The following is a 21130-nucleotide window of genomic DNA, read 5'->3' as shown; positions in this document are numbered from 1 at the left end:
ATTGATAATGTCAGATAATGATAAACGTTTAGCAGACGAGCAATGGTGTCACCGGGCAGAGACCGCAAATTTACTCGCTTTATCTATTGCTCAAATTCACATGAGTTTAACTGAAGGTGATAATTCAATAAATACACTGACTGACTCATTTCAAAAATTGGCGGGGTTTTGTGCTCAGGTGGAGTCACTAACTCAAAGTGAACAAAGTCAGGATTATACAAGGGTATCTGAGTTAGCAAGTAATATGTCTGTTCAAGTGACAAATGCAATTGTCGCGTTTCAATTTTACGATAGGTTATGCCAAAGGCTTGAACATGTTACGACTAGTTTAAATGGGTTAGCCGATTTATTAAAAGATGATGCACAGCTTACCAAAGCAAAAGGTTGGCAGGAACTTAGGGAAACTATTCGCAAGCAATATACTATGCAAGCAGAACATGAAATGTTTGAATTGATTATGTCAGGACATGCCCCGGAAGAGGCTTTGATTCAATATAAACAAAAATTACTAGAATCACAGGAGAGTGATGACATAGAATTATTTTAATTTAGGGTAACTTTGGGTGTGTAGCTACACTACATACTCGGTTGCGACCATTTTGTTTAGCCAAATATAAGTATTGGTCTGCTATCGCTATACTATCTTTTATACTGCTATGCTCTGATAGATTAGAAACACCTATGCTCAACGTGATGCTAATATTTTTTTCACCCGTATTAAATGTTGAGTTTTCAATTTTATATCGAATATTTTCGGCAGCTATTTGAGCATTAGATAAGCTTGTATCAGGTAATAAAAATAAAAATTCTTCACCTCCCCAACGTGCAACTATATCTTGTTGCCTAATCATACTTTTAAATTGTTTTGATAATTCTCTGAGTACATTATCTCCGGCTTCATGGCCATGGGTATCATTAATTAATTTAAAATGATCAATATCGCATAATAGCAGGCAAGCAGGGTTATGGGAGCGTGAAAGTCGCGAAACTTCTGTTTGAATTTTTTCTAGCATATCTCGTCGGTTTGATAGACTGGTTAATGGATCATATTTAGCCAACTTTTCAAACTTATCACTGAGCTCGTGGATGCTTTGATAGGATAATTTCCTGGAATACTCGTAGCAGTAAGATAAAAACGTAACTGTCAAAAAAGAATAGACGAGTCGTAATTTAAAGGTAAGTGAATAATTTGTGGCTAGTAGTATTCCATCTTGGAAAAACATTAAAAAAGTACAGCATAAGATGAATATAAATATGCCAATTAAACCTGATAATAAACCCCCTAAAAATAGTGCAACAGGAGGTAAAATATAAATCCATAATGGGCCAGTATTTTCTACACCGCCAGAATAAACCAAATATAACATTAAGGCTGAAAGTGCAAACAATAACCCTCTTGATGGAACCTTATAGTTATGGGTCGTTTTTAAAATATAATGTCCAAGAAAAAAACTTAGAGCGGCAGCTAGCAAGCAAAAAGCTAAAATAAAATTCTGTTGAATAAATGAACTAAATCCTAAAGTAGCAGTAATCGAAAAGCCTACGAAGGAAAAAAGGTTGAGGATAAAGATTTTTCTTTTTAATTCCAGTCCGGCCCCTGGTGGTGTGCCTTGCTCACACCACTGAATGAGTTTATTTTTGAACATTAAAAACACAGATAATATCTTCTTTTTATTAATCTTTAATTAGAGCTTAGTGCAATTTTAAGTAATGGGTTAGCCATTTTTAGAAGTTAATAATGCGATTTGGGCTTTGGTATATATCAATATTTATTAGCTCATCCCTGAACAGGTGTAATTGTAACAGTTGAATTTACGATGGGCGAACTCTTTTTCTTTAACTATAGTTAAAATTCTGCAACATTGATGGTTTGCATACGTATGCATTGGTTTTAGGTTTTATTCAACTTTTATGTATAAGTTAATGTATTTTAAGTTTTAATTTCTTATTTTTAGTCATCTTTTAGTATTGAATACGTATGCAAAGCTATACCCCTCAGCTTAATTTATATCTATTATTCATTAAACATTAATTTAACATTCTTGATGTTTTTGTTTATGAATGTTTTAGGTAGCGTTCATTTAATCAAATGACAACTGGGGAGTACCTATGTCTTTATTTAAACCAAACACACTTACACTTGCTTTGTGTGCAGCAGGGTTGGCAATGCCTTTGTCAGCTTACAGTGCTGAGAATGATACACAGGCGAATCAAACGGCAATAGAACAAGAAGAAGTTATGGAAACTATTTCAATTACAGGTTTCCGCCGTAGTTTGATTGACTCAATTAATACCAAACGTTTCTCAGATACAGTATCTGAGCAAATTTCAGCGGATGATTTAGGTGCATTACCGGATGTATCGATTTCTGATGCATTAACTCGTTTACCGGGTATTTCAGCTGTAAGAACCAATGGTCAGTCGGGTGAGATTAACATTCGTGGTTTAGCGGGGGGATTTGTATTCACTACGTTAAATGGCCGCGAGCAGGTATCAACTAAAGGTGAACGAAACATTGAGTTTGATCAGTACCCATCTGAACTAATTAGCTCAGGGGCAGTTTATAAGTCGCCTAAAGCATCATTAATTGAAGGTGGTGTTGCTGGTACGGTTGAATTAACAACCGCAAGCCCATTAAGCATTCGAGATGATTATAAGTTATCTGCCAATGCAAGAATGATGAAAAACGACAGATCATCTGAAGTATATGGTTCAGAAGATACAGGTCATCGTTTAAGCGTATCTTATCAAGGTAAGTTTTTAGACGAAACTTTAGGGGTTGGTTTTGGTATTGCTCGTTTGTATCAGCCAAGCGTTTCAACTCAGTTTATCGGTTTAGCTTATAACAAACGTAAAGAGTTAGATTATGATGAAGCTGAGATGGAGCAGGACGAAGCATTAGGTCTTGAAAACCCAGGTCAAGAATATTTAAGTGAAGGTATGGAATTACAACACCGAGGTGGTGTTGAAACCCGTACTGGTTTTATGGGTGTACTTGAATATGCCCCGGTTGATAATTTTGTATTAAAAGCTGATTACTTTAAATCTAAATTTGATTCAGAAGAATTTGCCCGAGGTTTAAGAATTAAGTTTGAACCAGCCAACGCAGGAATTAATAACCCTATTCTAGAAGATAGTGATTATATGATTGGTGGCACTATTAGCCGTTATGCTGATGGTTATACCCGAGTTGAAACCGCTAACGATAATAATAATAAAGTTAACAATATTGAGAGTTTTGGGATAAACGCTAACTGGTTTATCACCGATAGACTCGAGTTTACCTTTGATGTTTCGCATTCTGAAGCCGACAGTGATTTCAGAAATGGTTTGTTATGGGCATTAATTGCCGAAGATGCTAATGCAGAAACGCCAGTTGTTGATACTAACTTATCAATTAACTATCAATTAAATGGTTTAGATTTACCGGATTTAGGGATTAATCAGGCAGATAAATTAACCGATATTAACCATTTAATGGTGAGTAAATACGGTATTTATCCTTACATTTATTCAGATCAGGTAGATGCGGTTAAATTTGATGTTAAATACAGCCTAGATAACGATTTTATTTCATCTATCGAATTTGGTGCTCGTCAGTCTGAGCGTGAATACACAGCTAAACGTCAAGTATTTGAATACGGTAGTGATGGCCAATTTTTAACAGAACAAGCCCCACTTAAATTGACCGAAGATATGGTGCATCAGGTAGATTGGGAAGGTGAATTTTCTTATTTCCCTAGCTATTTGGCGATTGATATGGATAAAGCGTTAAATGCTTGGTTCCCTGATGGTATTCCACAACCAGTTCAAACTTGGGGTGGCGCAACAGGTGTTGTGAATAGTGAAGATGCAACCACAACAACTGATTATGCATGGTCTATGGTACAAAGCGGCAGCGTTTATGAAGATGTATTAGCTGCTTATGTTATGGCTAATATTGATACTGAGTTATTTGGTATTCCTGTTACGGGTAACTTAGGTGTGCGTATGGTTGAAACAGAACAATCTGCAACTGAACTGAAAAACGTAGATGGTGATGTAACTGCCGGCGCCCAAAATATTACTGATGAAGTTGGCTTAGTTAACAACTTATATAGTCAGGAAATTCGCGGGATTAAATACACAGATTACCTGCCTCAAATGAACTTAAACTTTAAAGTAACAGAAAACGACCAAATTCGTTTTGCTGCGGCTAAAGTGATGTCGCGTCCGCCAATTCACCGTTTAGCGGCACAAAGTTCATATAACATTAATACCTTAACAGGTGAAATAACTGGTAGTGCTACTAATAACCCTGCGTTAAAGCCATTTTATGCAACTCAATACGATTTATCATTTGAGCGTTATTTTGACGATGCATCAGGCTCATTAGCTGTGGCTTTATTCTATAAAGATATTGAATCAACTGGTATTACCTCGATTACGTTGGAAAATTTTGATTTTGCTGGTTATGGCTTCCCTGTACCTGCGTCTATTAAGCAGGAAAGTGGGGCAATGCTGGAAACTTATAATGGTAACTTCGAGATTGCGTATAACGATGAAAACGGCGGTTATTTACGCGGCATAGAATTATCATTCACCAAAATTTTTACTGAGTTACCTGAGTTATTTTCAGGACTTGGGGTAAACCTTAACTACTCGTATACAGAAAGTGAAATCACTCAAATGCAAGATGTTGGTGGTGATACCTTTAATACCAGTTTACCGGGTCTATCTAAAAACTTATTTACCGGAACCGCTTTCTGGGAATACAAGGATTTTGAAACCAGAATCAGTGTTCGTTATCGCGATAAATTTGTTTCTGACCAAACTGCAATTGATACCCAAATTGTAAATTACGATGCCGAAACGGTATTGGATTATCAGGCTTCTTACAAAATTACTGAAGAGTTGAGCGTATTATTCCAGGCCAATAACCTGACTGATGCACCAACCAAAAGTTACTTTGGAACTGAAGCAAAAACCGGAACAATTCAATACTTTGGCCGCCAGTTTTATCTTGGTGTGAATTATTCAATGTAATTGCCATTGGCTGAAACAAATTTAGGAGTTTAGTATGAAACTGAATCAAAACTTTGTCATGTTGCCACTGGCGGCATTTGTAAGTATGTCGCTGGTATCTTGTGGCGGCAGTGAAGATATTAAAAAAGGGGAAGTATTACTGACTTGTGATACGCCTATGGTAGCTAATGAAGCTGGTACTGAGTGTGTTGCGCCTACCCCTAAAGTATGTCCGATTCCGACTGTACCGGATGAGACAAATGAAAAATGTATTATTGCTCCAGATCCTAATGCACCAGCGGTATCTGTTAGTCGTTCTGAAAATCAGGCTGTTTTATTTTATAAGCGAGATAAAGGCGATTATGACGGTTGGGTATTACATACTTGGAACAATGAAACCTGTGATAGTTTAGCTGCAAGCTCGATTGCAACCAGTTGGACACAAGGTCTTGGCCATCAAGGCGTTGATCCAAATTATGGGGCTTATTGGGTTCTTGATTTAAAAGAAGATTTTGGCGACTGTGTAAACTTTATTGTGCATAAAGGCGATGATAAAGATTTAGGCGGTGTAGACCAAAAATTAGTATTAACTCAGCCTGAACCAGAGTACGCTAGAATGGGCTTTAGTTTTTCTGGTGAAGCTCAAGTATTTGAATATCCACTGGTATCGTTAGGTGAAAAAGAGCTAGCGATTAGCGATTATGCTGCGCATTTAATTGATGCAAATACTTTAGTTTGGGATGTAGACACCACAGAAGTTGCTGAAGTTAAGCTTCATCATTCTGCGATGGCTGATATTGAAGTAGACGACTCTGTTGTTTCTGGCACAACTATTGACTTTAGCTTAACGGATTTAACTGAGGAGCAAGAAGCCAAAACGCCAGTGATTAATGCATGGGCGGCTTTTGCCAATAACTTAACTGCAGATGAAGCAAAAGCTTTATTAAAAGAGCAGTTGGTTGCAGTTGCGTATGATGCAGAAGGGGTTGCAGTTGCAGCAACTTATGTTCAAACCGCTAAAGCATTAGATGCACTTTATACAATGGGTGAAAATGATGCCGATGAAGCTGTATTGGGTACAGTGTATGAAAACGGCATGATTAAAAACTCGGTTTGGGCTCCAACTGCTCAGCAAGTTACATTAAAAGTATATGATGCGAGTAAAGCACAAACTGGTAGCCATGAAATGACTTACGATGCTATGACAGGTATCTGGTCGTATGAAGGTGACAGCGCTGACTTAGATAGACATTTTTATCAATACGAAATTGAAGTTTATCATCATATTAATCAAAAAGTTGAAACTTTAACAACGTCAGATCCGTATTCTGTCAGTTTATCAACTAATGGTGAATATTCTCAGTTTGTTAACTTGGATGATGAAGACTTAAAACCATTGGATTGGGAAACTCATGCTATTCCTACCATTGCTAATATCGAAGATGCGGTATTACTTGAAGGCCATATCCGTGATTTTAGTATTAATGATGAAACTGTATCAGAAGCAAATCGTGGTAAATATTTAGCGTTTACTGAATCTGATTCAAATGCAGTTAAATATTTAAAACGTTTGGCTGATGCGGGTGTAACTCATTTCCACATGCTACCAGCAAATGATATTGCAACCATTGAAGAAGATGAAAATGTACGAATTGACTTAAATGATACGGTTGCAGATTTGTGCGCTGAAAAATCAGATGCTTCAATTTGTGGTGTAGAAAATAACTCAGATACTTTATGGAGTGTATTAGAAAGCTACGCAGGTGGTTTTGAGCCTAAAAAAGCACAGCAATTAATTAGTGAAATTAAAGATATTGATGGCTTTAACTGGGGTTATGATCCACATCACTTTAATACACCAGAAGGAAGCTATGCTTCTAACCCTGATGGTGTTGCACGTATTCTTGAAATGCGAGAGATGAATCAAGCGCTACATGCTTTAGGTTTACGTGTGGTATTGGATGTAGTTTATAATCATACCAGTGCATCTGGTTTATGGGATAACTCAGTATTTGATAAAGTTGTACCAGGTTATTATCACAGACGTAATGAAGTAACAGGTAATGTTGAAAACTCAAGCTGTTGTGATAACACAGCAACTGAGAACCAAATGTTTGATAAGTTTATCAAAGACTCTTTAGTGCTTTGGGCTGATGCTTACAAATTTGATGGTTTCCGTTTCGACATTATGGGTCATTTACCAAAAACAACTGTATTAGAAGCTCGTGATATGGTGGCTGCAATTGACCCTGATACTTATTTTTATGGTGAAGGTTGGAACTTTGGCGGTGACGTTCAAAATGACAGATTATTTGAGCAAGCACGTCAGGACAATTTAGCCGGCAGTGAAATTGGTACATTTAACGACAGACCTCGCGATGATATTCGTAGCGCAGCTTTATTTAATGAAGGTGGCAGTTTAGATGCGCAAGATCATATCCGTTTAGGGCTAGCAGGTACACTAGCTAACTACCCACTAATGGGTAATTTAGGTAGCGTGGCTACTGGCAGCAGTTTTGGTAAGCCAAGCTATGCGCTGGATCCGGCTGATATTATCAACTATGTATCAAAACATGATAATGAAACCTTGTGGGATCAATTGCAATATGGTTTACCTGATTCATTTAGTTTAGAGGAACGTGTACGTGCTCATAATATTGCAGCCAGTATTCCTTTATTAAGCCAAGGTATTCCTTTCTTCCAATTGGGTGTTGATTTAATGCGCTCCAAATCAATGGACAGAGACAGCTATAACTCTGGTGATTGGTTCAATAATATCGATCTTTCAATGCAGCAACATAACTGGAGTATTGGTTTGCCGCCTGCTGAGAAAAACGAAGAAAAATGGACTGAGATCAACAAGCTGTTAAATACAATTGATAAACCAAGCAGCGCAGAGTTAATGATGAGTGCTGATGTATTTGCTGAATTTTTAGAAATTCGTCAGCAAAGCCCATTATTACGCTTAACCACAGCTCAAGATATTATCGACCGTGTTGGTTTCCATAATATAGGTACACGTCAGGCACAGGGCTTAATTGTCATGAGTATTGATGACGGTACAGGGTTAACTGATATCGATCCTAATGTTGATGCTATGGTAGTTGTTATTAATGGTTCATCAATGGATCAGTCTCATACAGTTGCAACTGCTCAAGGGTTTGAATTGCATTCAATTCAGAAAAACTCAGTAGACAGTTTAGCAAGTAGTGCATCATTTACTCAGGGTGAAGGCGAAGGCACATTTAATGTCCCGGCATTAACCACCGCAGTATTTGTTAAAGCTCAAGGCGATGCGCAAGGTGAAGGTTTATCTGCTCAAGCGACTCAAGGCGCGCCGGATATCGTACCATTTGGTGATACCACCGTTTATTTAAAAGGTGATATGAATGGCTGGTCTAATACAACACCGGTAAGTTATGTTGGTAACGGTGTGTATGAGGTTGCTGTAGAGTTAAGTGCAGGTCAAGGTTATAACTTTAAATTTGCTGATGCTGATTGGGCTGTTGTGAACTTTGGTGTTACAGCTGGTTCTGATGGTACTGTCACTCTGGCGACAGATAAAACCTTAGTTGCTGGTGGTGATTCAGGCAATATCGTATTTACCCCAAGTGTTGATGCAACTTATATCTTTAGCTTTGATGCATCAGACAAAGACGCTCCAGTCTTAAATATTGTGAACGAAGAACCTTTTGTTGGCACAACGGTATTATTACGTGGTGACATGAATGGTTGGGGTGAAGCGGATGCATTCACTTATGAAGGTGGCCGCATTTATACCTTTAGCACAAGTTTAGCTGCCGGTACTTATGGTTTTAAAGTGGCTTCAGCAGATTGGAGTACAGTGAACTTTGGTGCTGAATCATCAGACACAACTCAGGTTGAAATTGGTGCAGTTAACTACCTTGCTCAAAGCAATGATAATTTAAGCCTAACTTTAGCCGAGGATGCTGATTTAACTTTCATCTTTGATATGACTAATCTGGAACCAAAATTGAGAGTATATAAAGCTGACTTTTTTGGTGACACACCTGTGTTTATTCGTGGTGGCATGAATAGTTGGGGTGAAGTTGATCAGCTTAGCTACAATGATGACGGTACTTATTCAATTGACTTGCCATTAAGTGCTGGTGATTATGAGTTTAAAATAGCGTCAGCAGACTGGGCAACCGTTGATTTAGGTGCTCAATCTCAAGAAGAAGCAGCGGTTGAACTTGCGACAGATGAGCAGCTAGCATTTAAAGGTGCAAATATGACCTTTAATGCAGCGCAAGACGGTACTTATCGCTTTTTAGTGACTGGGCCGGATGCTGCAAGCCCGACATTAACAATCTCCTTGTTACCTTAATTTTGTGAGCAATTAATAATAAGCCGCCTTCGGGCGGCTTATTTGTTTAAATTAGTTAACTAAATTGTCAATTTACTTCATTAGCAAAAAGCGTTTAATTATGACTTCATTTAGAAAAGCATTTCCTTTAACTCTGCTGAGCAGTGTATTAGCCTTAACAGCATGTGCAAACTCTTCATCTGTTACTGAGCCTAATGTGAATCAACAACCAGCCCAAACTTTAGCCGAGCAAGCTCCTCAAAAGCATGTGGTTTATCAGGTATTCACCCGTTTATTTGGCAATACTAATACAACCAATAAACCTTGGGGCACAATTGAAGAAAATGGTATTGGTAAATTTAATGATTTTACCGATAAAGCTTTATCTGAAATTAAAAATTTGGGTGTGACTCATATTTGGTATACCGGTGTGCCACATCATGCTGTAATCAATGATTATACAGATTATGGCATTGGGTTAGATGACCCAGATGTCGTTAAAGGCCGAGCAGGATCGCCTTATGCTGTCAAAGATTATTATACGGTTAACCCTGATTTGGCGGTTGACCCTGCTAATCGTTTAGCCGAGTTTGAAGCTCTAATTGAGCGCACTCACAATAATGGTTTAAAGGTCATTATTGATATAGTACCGAATCATGTTGCTCGTAATTATCATTCGCTCGCAAAACCAGAAGGTATTAGCGATTTTGGTGAAAATGATGACACCTCGGTGGAATATCAACGTGACAATAATTTTTATTATGTGGTTGGGGAAGATTTTAAAGTGCCACAAGCCCAAAATGGTTACCAGCCATTAGGTGGTGAAAAACATCCGCTAGCCGATGGTCAATTTGACGAATCACCTGCTAAATGGACAGGCAATGGCTCAAGAAAAGCCCAACCGGACTTTGGCGACTGGTACGAAACAGTAAAAGTAAACTACGGTGTTCGACCTGACGGCAGTTATGATTTTGCCAGCCTGCCGGATGGTTATGTTGATAAAAATTATCAGGCGCACTATGCGTTTTGGCAAACTCAGGATGTACCGGATTCATGGAAAAAGTTTAAAGATATTGCACTTTACTGGACTGAAAAAGGCGTTGACGGATTCCGATTTGATATGGCTGAAATGGTGCCGGTTGAGTTTTGGAGCTATATGAACTCAGCGATTAAAATGGCTAATCCACAAGCCTTTTTATTAGCAGAAATTTATAACCCTAAAGCTTACCGCGATTATATTCGTTTAGGAAAAATGGATTATCTATACGATAAAGTTGATTTTTACGACACATTAAAACCGTTAATGCAGGGTAAAGCCGGAGCCGATAATCTGGTTTCAATTCAACATCGTTTTGCTGATATTGAGCATCATTTATTACACTTTTTAGATAATCACGATGAGCAAAGAGTTGCTAGTCCTGAATTTGCCGGTGATGCGGATATGGGCAAACCTGCCATGGTGGTATCAAGTTTAATTAGCTCATCACCGATTATGGTTTATTTTGGTCAGGAGGTAGGCGAAGACGGTAGTGAAGAAACTGGCTTTGGCGATCCTAGTCGTACCACTATTTTTGATTATGCAGGTGTACCGGCTCATCAAAGATGGATGAATAACGGTCAATTCGACGGTGCTCAACTAAGCCAAAAAGAGGCCAGCCTGCGTGATTTTTACCAGCGATTATTAAACTTTACTCAGCGCAGCTCTGCTGCTGTAGGTCAATACGCAGATTTACATCAGGTTAATCGTAGTGCTAACCCTAGTTATACCGATCAACAATTTGCTTTTGCACGTTTTTCAAATGATGAAAAATTGATTGTGATCAGCAACTTTGCAAAAAAATCTACCTCAGAAATTGAATTAATTGTGCCGCAACAGATTATTTTAGCGATGGGATTAACCGATGGTGATTATCAGTTTACTGATCAGCTTTACCAAAAAGTAACTGCTAACTTAACGGTAAAAAATGGATTAGGGCGAATTAAAGTGCAATTAGCCGGATTAGAATCTTTGGTACTGCAATATGCGTTATAAAAATCCATTTAGCTTTTTAAGTCGATTTTTTGAAATATCTTTTTCTTATGTTTAAAAGGCAATTGCCAATATGATTATGTTTTTTAAAAGCCGGTTTGGCCAAACCGTATTATTCAGCTCATTAGCTGTTTTATTTTCTAGTCAGGTTGCTAATGCGCGTGAATATATTTCACATCAGATATCGGGTGATAATTTAATTATTCAAACCGATGACGGGCAAATTAAGTTAGATTATTTAACCGACTACTCAGTTGAGGTAAGTTTTAAAGCCAAAGCGGATAATTCAGCGCAAATTAATGCTTCTTTTAGCTTACTGGAATCCTTTCAGGATGTGGCTGTGACCCTTGAACAAAACCAAACCGAGCTTAAATTTAACAGCGCTCAGTTAACTGCATTGATTCAAAAATCACCGTTAAAAATTCAATATCTGCAACAAGGTAAACTATTAGTCAGCGAGGCCGATGGCTTTATTGCCGGTGGTGAAAATACGGCAGAATCAGGTCAGTTAACTCATAAAACTAAACCCCGTGGTGTTGAGTTTAAGTTATCTCAAAATGAGAAGATTTTAGGGGGCGGTGAACGGGTTTTAGGGATGGATCGCCGTGGTTACAGGCTGCCTTTATACAACAAAGCGCATTATGGTTATGGTGCTGAGTCTGAACAAATGAATTATGGTTTGCCAGCGGTATATTCGAGCAAACAATATATGATTTTGTTTGATAACCCAGCATCTGGCTGGTTGGATATCGGTAAAACCAAGGCAGATATTTTATCATTTGAAGCTGAACAAGGTCGGCTTTCGTATGTGGTTATTGGCGCTGAAAATTATGCAGATTTAACCAATCAATATACAAAAATTACTGGTCGCCAGCCAATGCCACCACGTTGGGCGCTGGGTTATATTGCCTCACGTTTTGGCTATCATACTGAGCAAGAGGCAAGAGAGACGCTAACTTTATTTAAACAAAATGATTTTCCGGTTGATGCGATTATTTTTGACTTATATTGGTTTGGTAAAGATGTACAGGGACACATGGGCAATTTGGACTGGGATTATAACGCCTTTCCAAACCCTGAAAAAATGATTGCTGATTTTAAAAAGGACGGGATTAATACCGTTTTAATTACCGAACCTTTTATTTTAACCAGCAGTAAAAAATGGCAGGATGCAGTAGATAATCAAATACTTGCGCTGGATAGCTCTGGGCAGGCAAAAACGTTTGATTTTTATTTTGGTAATACAGGTTTAATCGACATTTTTAAACCTCAGGCTAAAGACTGGTTTTGGGATATTTACCACAACTTAATGCAGCAAGGTGTTGAAGGCTGGTGGGGCGATTTAGGTGAGCCAGAGGTCCATCCGGCAGATGCTTTACATCAAGTTAACGGTAAAACGGTTAATGCTAATGCGATTCATAATGCTTATGGTCACGAATGGGCAAAAACCTTATATCAGAATTATCAACAGGATTATCCGAATAAACGCCCGTTTATTTTAATGCGCTCAGGTTTTACCGGTAGCCAGCGTTTTGGCATGATCCCGTGGACAGGCGATGTTGGCCGTAACTGGGATGGATTAAAACCTCAGGTTGAATTATCACTGCAAATGAGTTTATTTGGGTTGGCTTACACCCATTCTGATTTGGGGGGCTTTGCCGGTGATAATTGGGATGAAGAGCTTTATATTCGCTGGTTACAATATGGTGTTTTTCAGCCAATCTACCGCCCACATGCACAGGAAGCTGTAGCTCCAGAGCCAGTTTTTCATTCTGAAAAAGTACAAAACATTACCCGCCAGTCAATTAAATTGCGTTATCAGTTAATGCCGTATTTATATACGATGGCATTTGAAAACTCACAAACGGGTAAACCTTTAATGCAGCCTTTATTTTTTGCATCTGAGCAAATTAAAGATATAGATAATCGCTACGATTATTTATGGGGGGATGCCTTTTTTGTTTCTCCGGTTATTGAGCCGGGTGTGACGGAAAAGTCAATAGAGCTACCAGCGGGAATCTGGTTTGATTTTTACACGGATCAAAAATTGAGTGGTAATCAAACACACAAGTTGGCAATTAATATAGAAAGCATTCCTGCATTTGTGAAAGCCGGTAGTTTTGTACCTATGGTTGACGCTGTCAATAATGCTGCCAGCTATTCATCTGAGCAATTAACTTTGCATTATTATCATGATGATACCGTGACCAAAGCCTCTGCTTTTATGTACGAAGATGATGGCAAAACCGCAGACTCATTTAATCAAGGTATGTATGAAAAACTGTTATTTAACAGTCGCTTTGAATTAAATAAAGCTAACTCTGAATCTAAACTGATGTTGGATTTATCCCGTGAGCAAGGAGATGCCGGTTATCAAAACATGCCGGATGCCAGAAGCTTAAATTTAATTATTCACCATGCCTTTAAACCAAAACTGGTTGCAATTAATGATCAGGCATTAGCTTTAGTGGATACTTACCAGCAATTTATAACGGCTCAATCGGCTGTTTGGTTTAATTTGCATACTAAGCAACTTATGGTTAAGTTAAACTGGCAAGTAGATCAGCTTTCTGTTGTGATTAAGTAAGTTACTGAGCCGGAGGGAAAGTCATGTTTAAAATTGCAGGTTTAGATCATATTGTATTGCGTACTACCAAGCTCGATGAAATGCTTTATTTTTATTGTCAGCAGCTTGGTTGTCATATTGAGCGTGAAACCGAGCCAGAGCTTGGGTTAACACAATTAAGAGCGGGTAATACATTAATCGATATTGTTGACTATGACAGCAAACTGGGCAAATTGGCAGATAACCCTCCGGATCTATCCAGTCCTAATTTAGATCACTTTTGCCTGCAAGTTGAAGCAAATTCAATCGATGATATTTGCGATTATTTAAACCAGCAGAACCTTAATTTCTCAGAACCAGTTAACCGTTATGGTGCTCAAGGATTTGGTTTATCTGTGTACTTAACAGATCCGCAAGGCAATACAGTTGAGCTGAAACCACAGGCGTAAATTAAGAAATTAGTATGTCTTTAATGTTGATAGGAAATATAGGTAAATAAAATTGCCTTACAAAGCGACTTTTCTGTCTTCCATCCTTATTTTTCTGAATAATGCCGAATAGCATTTGGGTTCGTTCTTAATGCTATTACTCTTTTATTGTCTCCTTTGAACTTACTCTATTGAGTCTTAAAAGCTGGGCCTCGATTAAATAGCATTTAGCTAAAATCCAAATTGGCACATTAAACACTAACATGCTCTAGGTTAAATACTTTTATTTAATGTGCGCTAGTGGTCAAAAGCACATTGAAAAACTCGCATTCAAAATTAATTGAATTAGCATAAAATATATAACCCCAGCTCGGTTTAATGACGCGGTTTGATGAATAGGTTTCAAACGGCCTTTTTCACGGGGACTGCGATTCACTTACAATATGACCCCATAGATGGGGTAGGTAGAGCGATGTTGGAACTGAAGCCGAGGCTAACTGACGCGTAAATTTGCCTTGACCGCGCAAAAAAATGCTCGCTAGAAACCACTAGAGCTATAAAGTTAATTAACTCAATTGGTTAGAATTACACCTTAACCCGAGTTGAGGTTAAATAGTTTTTTCATAAGGAGTGAAGTAATGAGAACTTTTAACGTGTTTTTGTTGGGCTTGCTGATTACCTTAACAGCAGCTTGTCAGCAAAGTGAACCGCAAGCCAGCGTAACCGGTAAAATTGGTTATTTGGAGCGCATTGCTTTAACACCAAACAGTCATGCAATTATTAGTTTATACGATGTATCTATCGCTGATAAAAAAGCTGAGTTAATCGCTGAGCAAAAAATTGATTTAAAACAGCAGCAAGTTCCAGTTGCGTTTGAATTAAATTTTGCCAGTAAACAAATTAGGGTAAACGGCATTTATTCAGTGAGAGCAGTAATAAAAAGCAATGAGGGTAAATTACTGTGGACAACAGATACAGTTTATCCAATAGATACTCGAGTCACTGAACAGGATTTAGGATTATTGAGATTAGTTAAGGTGCGAGCACCCGAGCAATCTAATACAGGTAATCCGGTAGTTTTAAATTATCAGTGCGGTGAGCATTTAATTAAAGTAAGCCAATTAAATAATCAACTTGAGTTGGTTTTAAACCAGACACCTTATCAACTAAATCGAGTGGTTGCTGCATCTGGCGAAAAATACCAGTTAGAGCAACAAGGTATGCCAAAAATTGATTTTTGGCTTAAAGGCGATGGCGCTATGTTAGTGGTAGATGGCACTAAAGAAAGCTGCCAGTTGGTAGATGATGCCCAGGCAAACAATAAGTTGTCTAACTCGCAGTGGTATGTTGCGCAAATTAATAATATGAATATTATGGAAAATACTAAAGTCACCGTAAATTTTTCTGAGCAGAAAATTTATGGCAGTGCTGGTTGTAATCAATATACTGCTGATTATCAAGCCACAGCCCCAGAAGTTCATTTATCGACGATTGCGGTTACCAAAAGAGCCTGTCTTTCAGCCGAACTCGCTGAGCAAGAATCCCGGTTTTTAACCATATTAGGGGAAGTTAATCGGTTTAAAATTGAAAACGGTACTTTGATTTTAGATGATGGACAAGGCAATAGCTTAATTGCTCAATAGTTATAACAGTGTAAAGCTAATAATAGAAAGCAAAAATCTAATCAATAAATAACCACTGACGGGTTAAGATGTCAGTGGTTATTTTGGGTATATCGCTAAGATCACAAAGGCTTAGTGTTAATTTGGCTGAGTCTTAGCAGTTTATCACCCCATAAATATAGGCTGAGTCCGGCTAAAATTGCGATAGCACCTAACATTAAATACACCGAAATTGGCTCGTTATTAAGCTGGTTACCTAAAATTAAGGCAACAACCGGCGTAATTAAAGTAACCAGTGCAACGCTTGAGGCATTTAGTTTTTGTAATACATAGTAATAACAAATAAAACCAACTAAAGACCCAAAAATTCCCAAATAGATAATTGCGTAAAGTGATTTTGCTTGCCACTGGTTAATATCAATTTGTGCACCCATTATTAACCATAATACAAAAAATAACGGGACAGATAATAACAACGCACCAATCGTAGTCGCCATTGGGTGAATGCTGATAATCACGGTTTTGACCATAACGCCGCTAATGCTAAACAAACTGACTGCGATTAATACGCAGACAATGCCAAGCCATGTATGATTATCTGTTGTTAAGGCATCTTTAAAAATAATTCCCAGCCCAACCAAACAAATTATTAATGCCAACCAGCGAATGGCGCTGAAAGGTTTTTCGCTTAGTATTTTTTGCCCTGCTAAGCCAGATAAAATCGGCGCTAATCCAAAAATAAGAGAAATTAGTCCAGATTTTATATACCAAGTAGCCAAATAGCTAAACGCCATACCACCAAACACCCCAATGGCAGAGTAGCTATAAAGGCGAAGGCTGATTTTATTAAACGGCATAGGAATGCGTAATAGACGAATCAATACAAAGCCGATAATTAACGCAATTAACATACGAATAGCCACAGCTAAAATAGGATGCATGCTGGCGCTGCTCCAAACAATAGCGAGTGGGGTAGTGGACCAAATTAATACAACAGCGGTATAAGCACTGCTTATTTTTGGATTGAATTGCATTTTGGCTTCCTTAATCTCCGATACTTGGATTTTTTAGCCAAAAATACTGCGGTAAAAACAAAAAAGCCGCAGTGTTTTTGGCTGCGGCTTTAATCGTTTTAAGAGTTTGATTTAACCACAGCAATATCTTGGCATGCGCGCATTACGCACATTCCAAATCACATTACGAGGTTTTACATTAATCAATAAAGTTTGCATTGTTATATTGCTTACCAGTTAGCTCTTAAAAACGGTTCGGATTTAGTTTGTGATTTTTTATAGCTTTGGTCAAGGCGTTTTTATATTTTATTTTTTAAGCTTAATTGTTTGTTTTTTGTTCGTTTAAGCCGTTTTTTTGCGAAATTAATACAAAAATTGGTTTTGTGTGGTGATTTGGTCTTACCAATATGCTAGTTTTAGTTAACTTGATTTGATAGCCTGATAAACAGATGATAGTAAATTATAGTTTTGTCATTGATGTTTAACGCTATTGCGTTAGATAATGGTTATTAAAAAACAACATCGGCACAGGTTATAGCTAAGTTACTTCTCGCTCAATGCGTGATTTGAAGTGGTTTAGGTATGAACACCGGTAAATCAACTTTATAAAGAGGTTTGTTATGCAAAAGGGAATCGATGATTCTTTATTGGAAACAGTTCGTTATTTAGGTAGCGAATTAGGCCAAATTATTCAACAGCACTTAGGTGATGAATGGCTAGAGCGAATTGAAACCATTCGTAAACAAGGCAAAAAATCGGCTTTAGGTGATACTGGTTGTACTGAGTCATTGCAATCTTTATTCAAACAAATGGATGATAAAGATTTATTAACGGTTGGTCGTGCATTTTCTCAATTTTTGAATTTAGCTAACTTGGCTGAGCAAGAGCATACCGTCGCTGCATTCAGCGAAAAAGATCCGGTCGCTGAGTTTTTTGCCAAACTTGAAAATGTAGATAAAACTCAAATGTCGCTGGAAGAAGCGATTAAAGTGTTGGATATTGAGCTAGTTTTAACTGCCCACCCAACAGAAGTAACCCGCCGTACTTTAATTTATAAATATGCTCGATTAGCTGAGTGTTTATCTGATTTACATATCGATGGATTATCAGACAAAAAACGAGCTCAGGTTGAAGCCCGTATTGCTGAATTAATCAGTCAGGCTTGGCATACAGATGAAATTCGCGCAGCTCGCCCAACACCGGTTGATGAAGCTCAGTGGGGATTCTCAGTAATTGAAAACTCATTATGGCAGGCTGTTCCTAACTTTATTCGTGGTTTAGGCGAAAAATTACAGGCTAAATTTGGGATTGAGTTACCGCTTGAATCAAACTTAGTACGTTTTGCCTCGTGGATGGGTGGTGATAGAGACGGTAACCCGTTTGTAACCTCAGAAGTTACAGAAAAAGTTTTATTATTAGCTCGCCAACGTGCTGCTAACTTATTTTTAAATGACATCAGCACTTTATATGTTGAATTATCAATGGCTGATGGTTCAAAAGCATTATTTGATTATGTTGGTGAAGATCAGCGTGAACCGTATCGCGCAGCGTTAGCTGAATTAAAAAATAAACTAGTTGCGACAACCGAAGGAATTGATGCTTACTTAAATGGTGAGTCGGTTAATCAGGCTAACTGGATTAACAAACAAGTTGAATTAACTCAGCCGCTTGAAGTTTGTTATAAGTCATTAGTTGAAATGGGTATGGCGGGCATTGCTAATGGGTTATTAGCCGATACAATTCGCCGTGCATATTGTTTTGGTATCCACTTATTAAAATTGGATATCCGTCAGGATTCAGACCGACATGATCAGGTATTTAGTGAAATTACCCGCCATTTAGGCTTAGGTGATTATTCAAACTGGTCAGAGCAAGACAAACAAGCGTTTTTATTACGTGAACTTAGTTCAAAACGTCCGCTTATTCCAAGGCATTGGCAACCTTCAGCCGAAGTAGAAGAAGTGCTTAAAACCTGTAATGTAATTGCTCAGCAAAGTGAAGATGCGTTAGGGATTTATATTATTTCTATGGCACGTTCGCCATCTGACGTATTAGAAGTGCATTTATTATTGCAAGAAAGCGGTATTAAATGGCCAATGCCAGTTGCACCATTATTTGAAACATTAGATGACTTAAATAATGCGCACGACAGCATGACTCAGTTATTGAGCATTGACTGGTATCGTGGATTTATTCAAAGCCACCAGTATGTAATGATTGGTTATTCAGACTCTGCTAAAGATGCCGGTGCATTAGCTGCAGGTTGGGCACAATACCAGTCGCAAGAAGCTTTAGTTAATCTAGCTAATGAATACAATGTTACCCTTACTTTATTCCACGGACGTGGTGGTACAATTGGGCGTGGTGGTTTACCAGCTCATGGCGCTATTTTATCGCAACCGCCGGGATCTTGTTTAGGTGGTTTACGGGTAACAGAACAAGGCGAAACTATCCGTTACAAATTTGGTACTGAGCCTTTAGCACAACGTAGTTTTGGTTTATATGCCAGTGCAATTTTAGAAGCCTTAATGTTACCGCCTCCGGCACCACAAAATGAGTGGCGCGAAGTGATGACAGAAATGGCTGCTAAAGCCCGTGATAACTATCGTTCAGTGGTGCGTGACGATCCAAACTTTGTTGCTTATTTCCGTAGTGCAACACCAGAGTTAGAATTATCTAAATTACCATTAGGTAGCCGTCCTTCTAAACGTAAACCAAATGGTGGCGTTGAAAGTTTACGTGCTATTCCTTGGATTTTTGCATGGGCACAAAACCGATTGGTATTGCCATCTTGGTTAGGTGTTATGCGCGCATTCCAATCAGCTATTGATAATGGCCATTTACCTGTGATGAAAGAAATGAAATCTCAATGGCCTTTCTTTGCTTCACGTTTATCTATGCTTGAAATGGTATTTATGAAAGCTGATCAGCATATTGCAGCTTTATATGATGAAACTTTAGTACCACAAGAGCTGAAATATTTTGGGCAAAACTTACGTGAAGAACTAGCAGCAAGTAATGATTTATTACTTAAATTGTTGGATCAAAACGAAGTAATGCAAAATGATGCAGCCAGCAAAGAGTCAATGCAAATCCGAGCTTTCTATTTAGAGCCGTTACATTTATTACAGGTTGAACTGTTAAATCGTGCGCGTGCAGTTGAAAGTGACGAACTGGAATATCATCTTGAACGTGCGTTAATGGTGAGTATTGCCGGTGTTGCAACAGGTTTACGTAATACAGGTTAATCACGCGGTTAACTGCTAGTTAAGTTAAATTTTAAAATGCCTGTCAGTTTATGCTGACAGGCATTTTGGTTTTTAACTATCGTTTTTAGCTATCTTAGTTATACTATTTCCCAATTTCACCATGACCTAAATTCGGATAACCATTGTGTTTAAAGCTTTATTGCTGGTTTTATCTTTTACACTCAGTTTTAAGACCATTGCCGATGAGCAATTATTTAACCCGGATAATTGGCAGGTTTGGCGACAGACTGAGTTAGTTACAGTCAGCTATCAACAAGCTAAATCACAAAATGCATTGGCAATAACAGCGCAGGTTACCGCGTTTCAACACACTCCAGAAACCATTTTAAGTTGGATCTCGGAGCCACAAAAAATCAAAAATTGGATGGTATTAATTAAAGAAATTAAAACAGTTGATCACCACGGCGTAACTAAAATCACCACCTTATTTAATTTTGACTCAGTGTGGCCACTGAGCAAAAGACAAATGATTTTAACCTCAGAGTTTGAATTTACTCCAAATGGGTTTGAGATTAACTCAAAGGATGCGCAAGCGCTTTATCCTGAATTATTAACTGAAACGATTGTGAGTGTGCCTTATTCGCACTGGCAGGTTATAAATGACTCAAAACAAGGCGCTGTCACCATTGTTTATACATCGATTACCCGATTAAACGGGGATATTCCAAATATGCTGACGGATAAAGTGATGTTACGCAGTATGTGGCAAAGTTTTGATAATCTTGCCCATTTATTAAATTCCTCTCAATAAATCACCCAGTCAATATATTGGTTTAACAAGTTTTGCATGGTTAATTCTCTGTCGTTCGCCATTTATGGCGTTCAAAGTGATAGACATAAAACGAGCAGAAGCCTGAACTACAATGTGATCT

Annotated in this window: 11 protein-coding genes; 9 read left to right on the top strand and 2 right to left on the bottom strand. The window is 38.1% G+C overall.

Translation table 11 applies throughout. The features are described 5' to 3' along the window. Positions 1–7: 7 nt before the first annotated feature. Positions 8–547: a hypothetical protein gene (locus N7931_RS10675; protein WP_262793955.1), complete on the top strand. Its 540-nt coding sequence runs from the start codon at positions 8–10 to the stop codon at positions 545–547. Between the two features lies 1 nt (position 548). On the opposite strand, the gene N7931_RS10670 is transcribed toward N7931_RS10675, so the two are convergent. Beyond that, positions 549–1646, bottom strand: coding sequence for a GGDEF domain-containing protein (locus N7931_RS10670; protein ID WP_262793954.1), 1098 nt, complete (start codon positions 1644–1646; stop codon positions 549–551). A gap of 463 nt (positions 1647–2109) precedes the next feature. On the opposite strand from N7931_RS10670, the gene N7931_RS10665 reads away from it, so the two are divergent. The 6 genes from N7931_RS10665 to N7931_RS10640 all read left to right on the top strand — a co-directional run bounded on the left by N7931_RS10665 (position 2110) and on the right by N7931_RS10640 (position 15997). After that, positions 2110–5025: a TonB-dependent receptor gene (locus N7931_RS10665; protein WP_262793953.1), complete on the top strand. Its 2916-nt coding sequence runs from the start codon at positions 2110–2112 to the stop codon at positions 5023–5025. Between the two features lie 34 nt (positions 5026–5059). Then, entirely contained in the window at positions 5060–9352 is a 4293-nt protein-coding gene (locus N7931_RS10660) for an alpha-1,6-glucosidase domain-containing protein (RefSeq protein WP_262793952.1), read from the top strand. A gap of 100 nt (positions 9353–9452) precedes the next feature. After that, positions 9453–11363 carry an alpha-amylase family protein gene (locus N7931_RS10655; RefSeq protein WP_262793951.1) on the top strand — a complete coding sequence of 637 codons (1911 nt, stop codon included), beginning with the start codon at positions 9453–9455 and terminating at the stop codon, positions 11361–11363. Between the two features lie 70 nt (positions 11364–11433). After that, positions 11434–13947 carry a TIM-barrel domain-containing protein gene (locus tag N7931_RS10650; RefSeq protein ID WP_262793950.1) on the top strand — a complete coding sequence of 838 codons (2514 nt, stop codon included), beginning with the start codon at positions 11434–11436 and terminating at the stop codon, positions 13945–13947. Positions 13948–13970: 23 nt separating this feature from the next. Further along, the gene (locus N7931_RS10645; RefSeq protein WP_262793948.1) at positions 13971–14375 is read left to right on the top strand and encodes a VOC family protein; all 405 of its coding nucleotides are present in this window, start codon (positions 13971–13973) and stop codon (positions 14373–14375) included. 617 nt (positions 14376–14992) lie between these two features. Beyond that, positions 14993–15997, top strand: coding sequence for a YbaY family lipoprotein (locus N7931_RS10640; protein WP_262793946.1), 1005 nt, complete (start codon positions 14993–14995; stop codon positions 15995–15997). Between the two features lie 101 nt (positions 15998–16098). On the opposite strand, the gene N7931_RS10635 is transcribed toward N7931_RS10640, so the two are convergent. Continuing rightward, on the bottom strand, positions 16099–17010 hold the full coding sequence (locus tag N7931_RS10635; protein WP_262793945.1) for a DMT family transporter: 912 nt from the start codon (positions 17008–17010) through the stop codon (positions 16099–16101). A 599-nt stretch (positions 17011–17609) separates the two neighbouring features. Between N7931_RS10635 and ppc the strand changes: the two genes are divergently transcribed. Both ppc and N7931_RS10625 read left to right on the top strand, forming a co-directional pair. Beyond that, positions 17610–20237, top strand: coding sequence for a phosphoenolpyruvate carboxylase (ppc, locus tag N7931_RS10630; RefSeq protein ID WP_262793944.1), 2628 nt, complete (start codon positions 17610–17612; stop codon positions 20235–20237). A 145-nt stretch (positions 20238–20382) separates the two neighbouring features. Then, positions 20383–21009 (top strand): hypothetical protein, encoded by a 627-nt coding sequence (locus N7931_RS10625; protein ID WP_262793943.1) that lies wholly within the window; start codon positions 20383–20385, stop codon positions 21007–21009. Positions 21010–21130: the final 121 nt, after the last annotated feature.

Source organism: Catenovulum sp. 2E275, assembly GCF_025515275.1.
In the GTDB taxonomy this organism is placed as follows: domain Bacteria; phylum Pseudomonadota; class Gammaproteobacteria; order Enterobacterales; family Alteromonadaceae; genus Catenovulum.
Note: the sequence above shows the minus strand (reverse complement) of the source record. Positions and strands in the feature narration are given on the sequence as shown.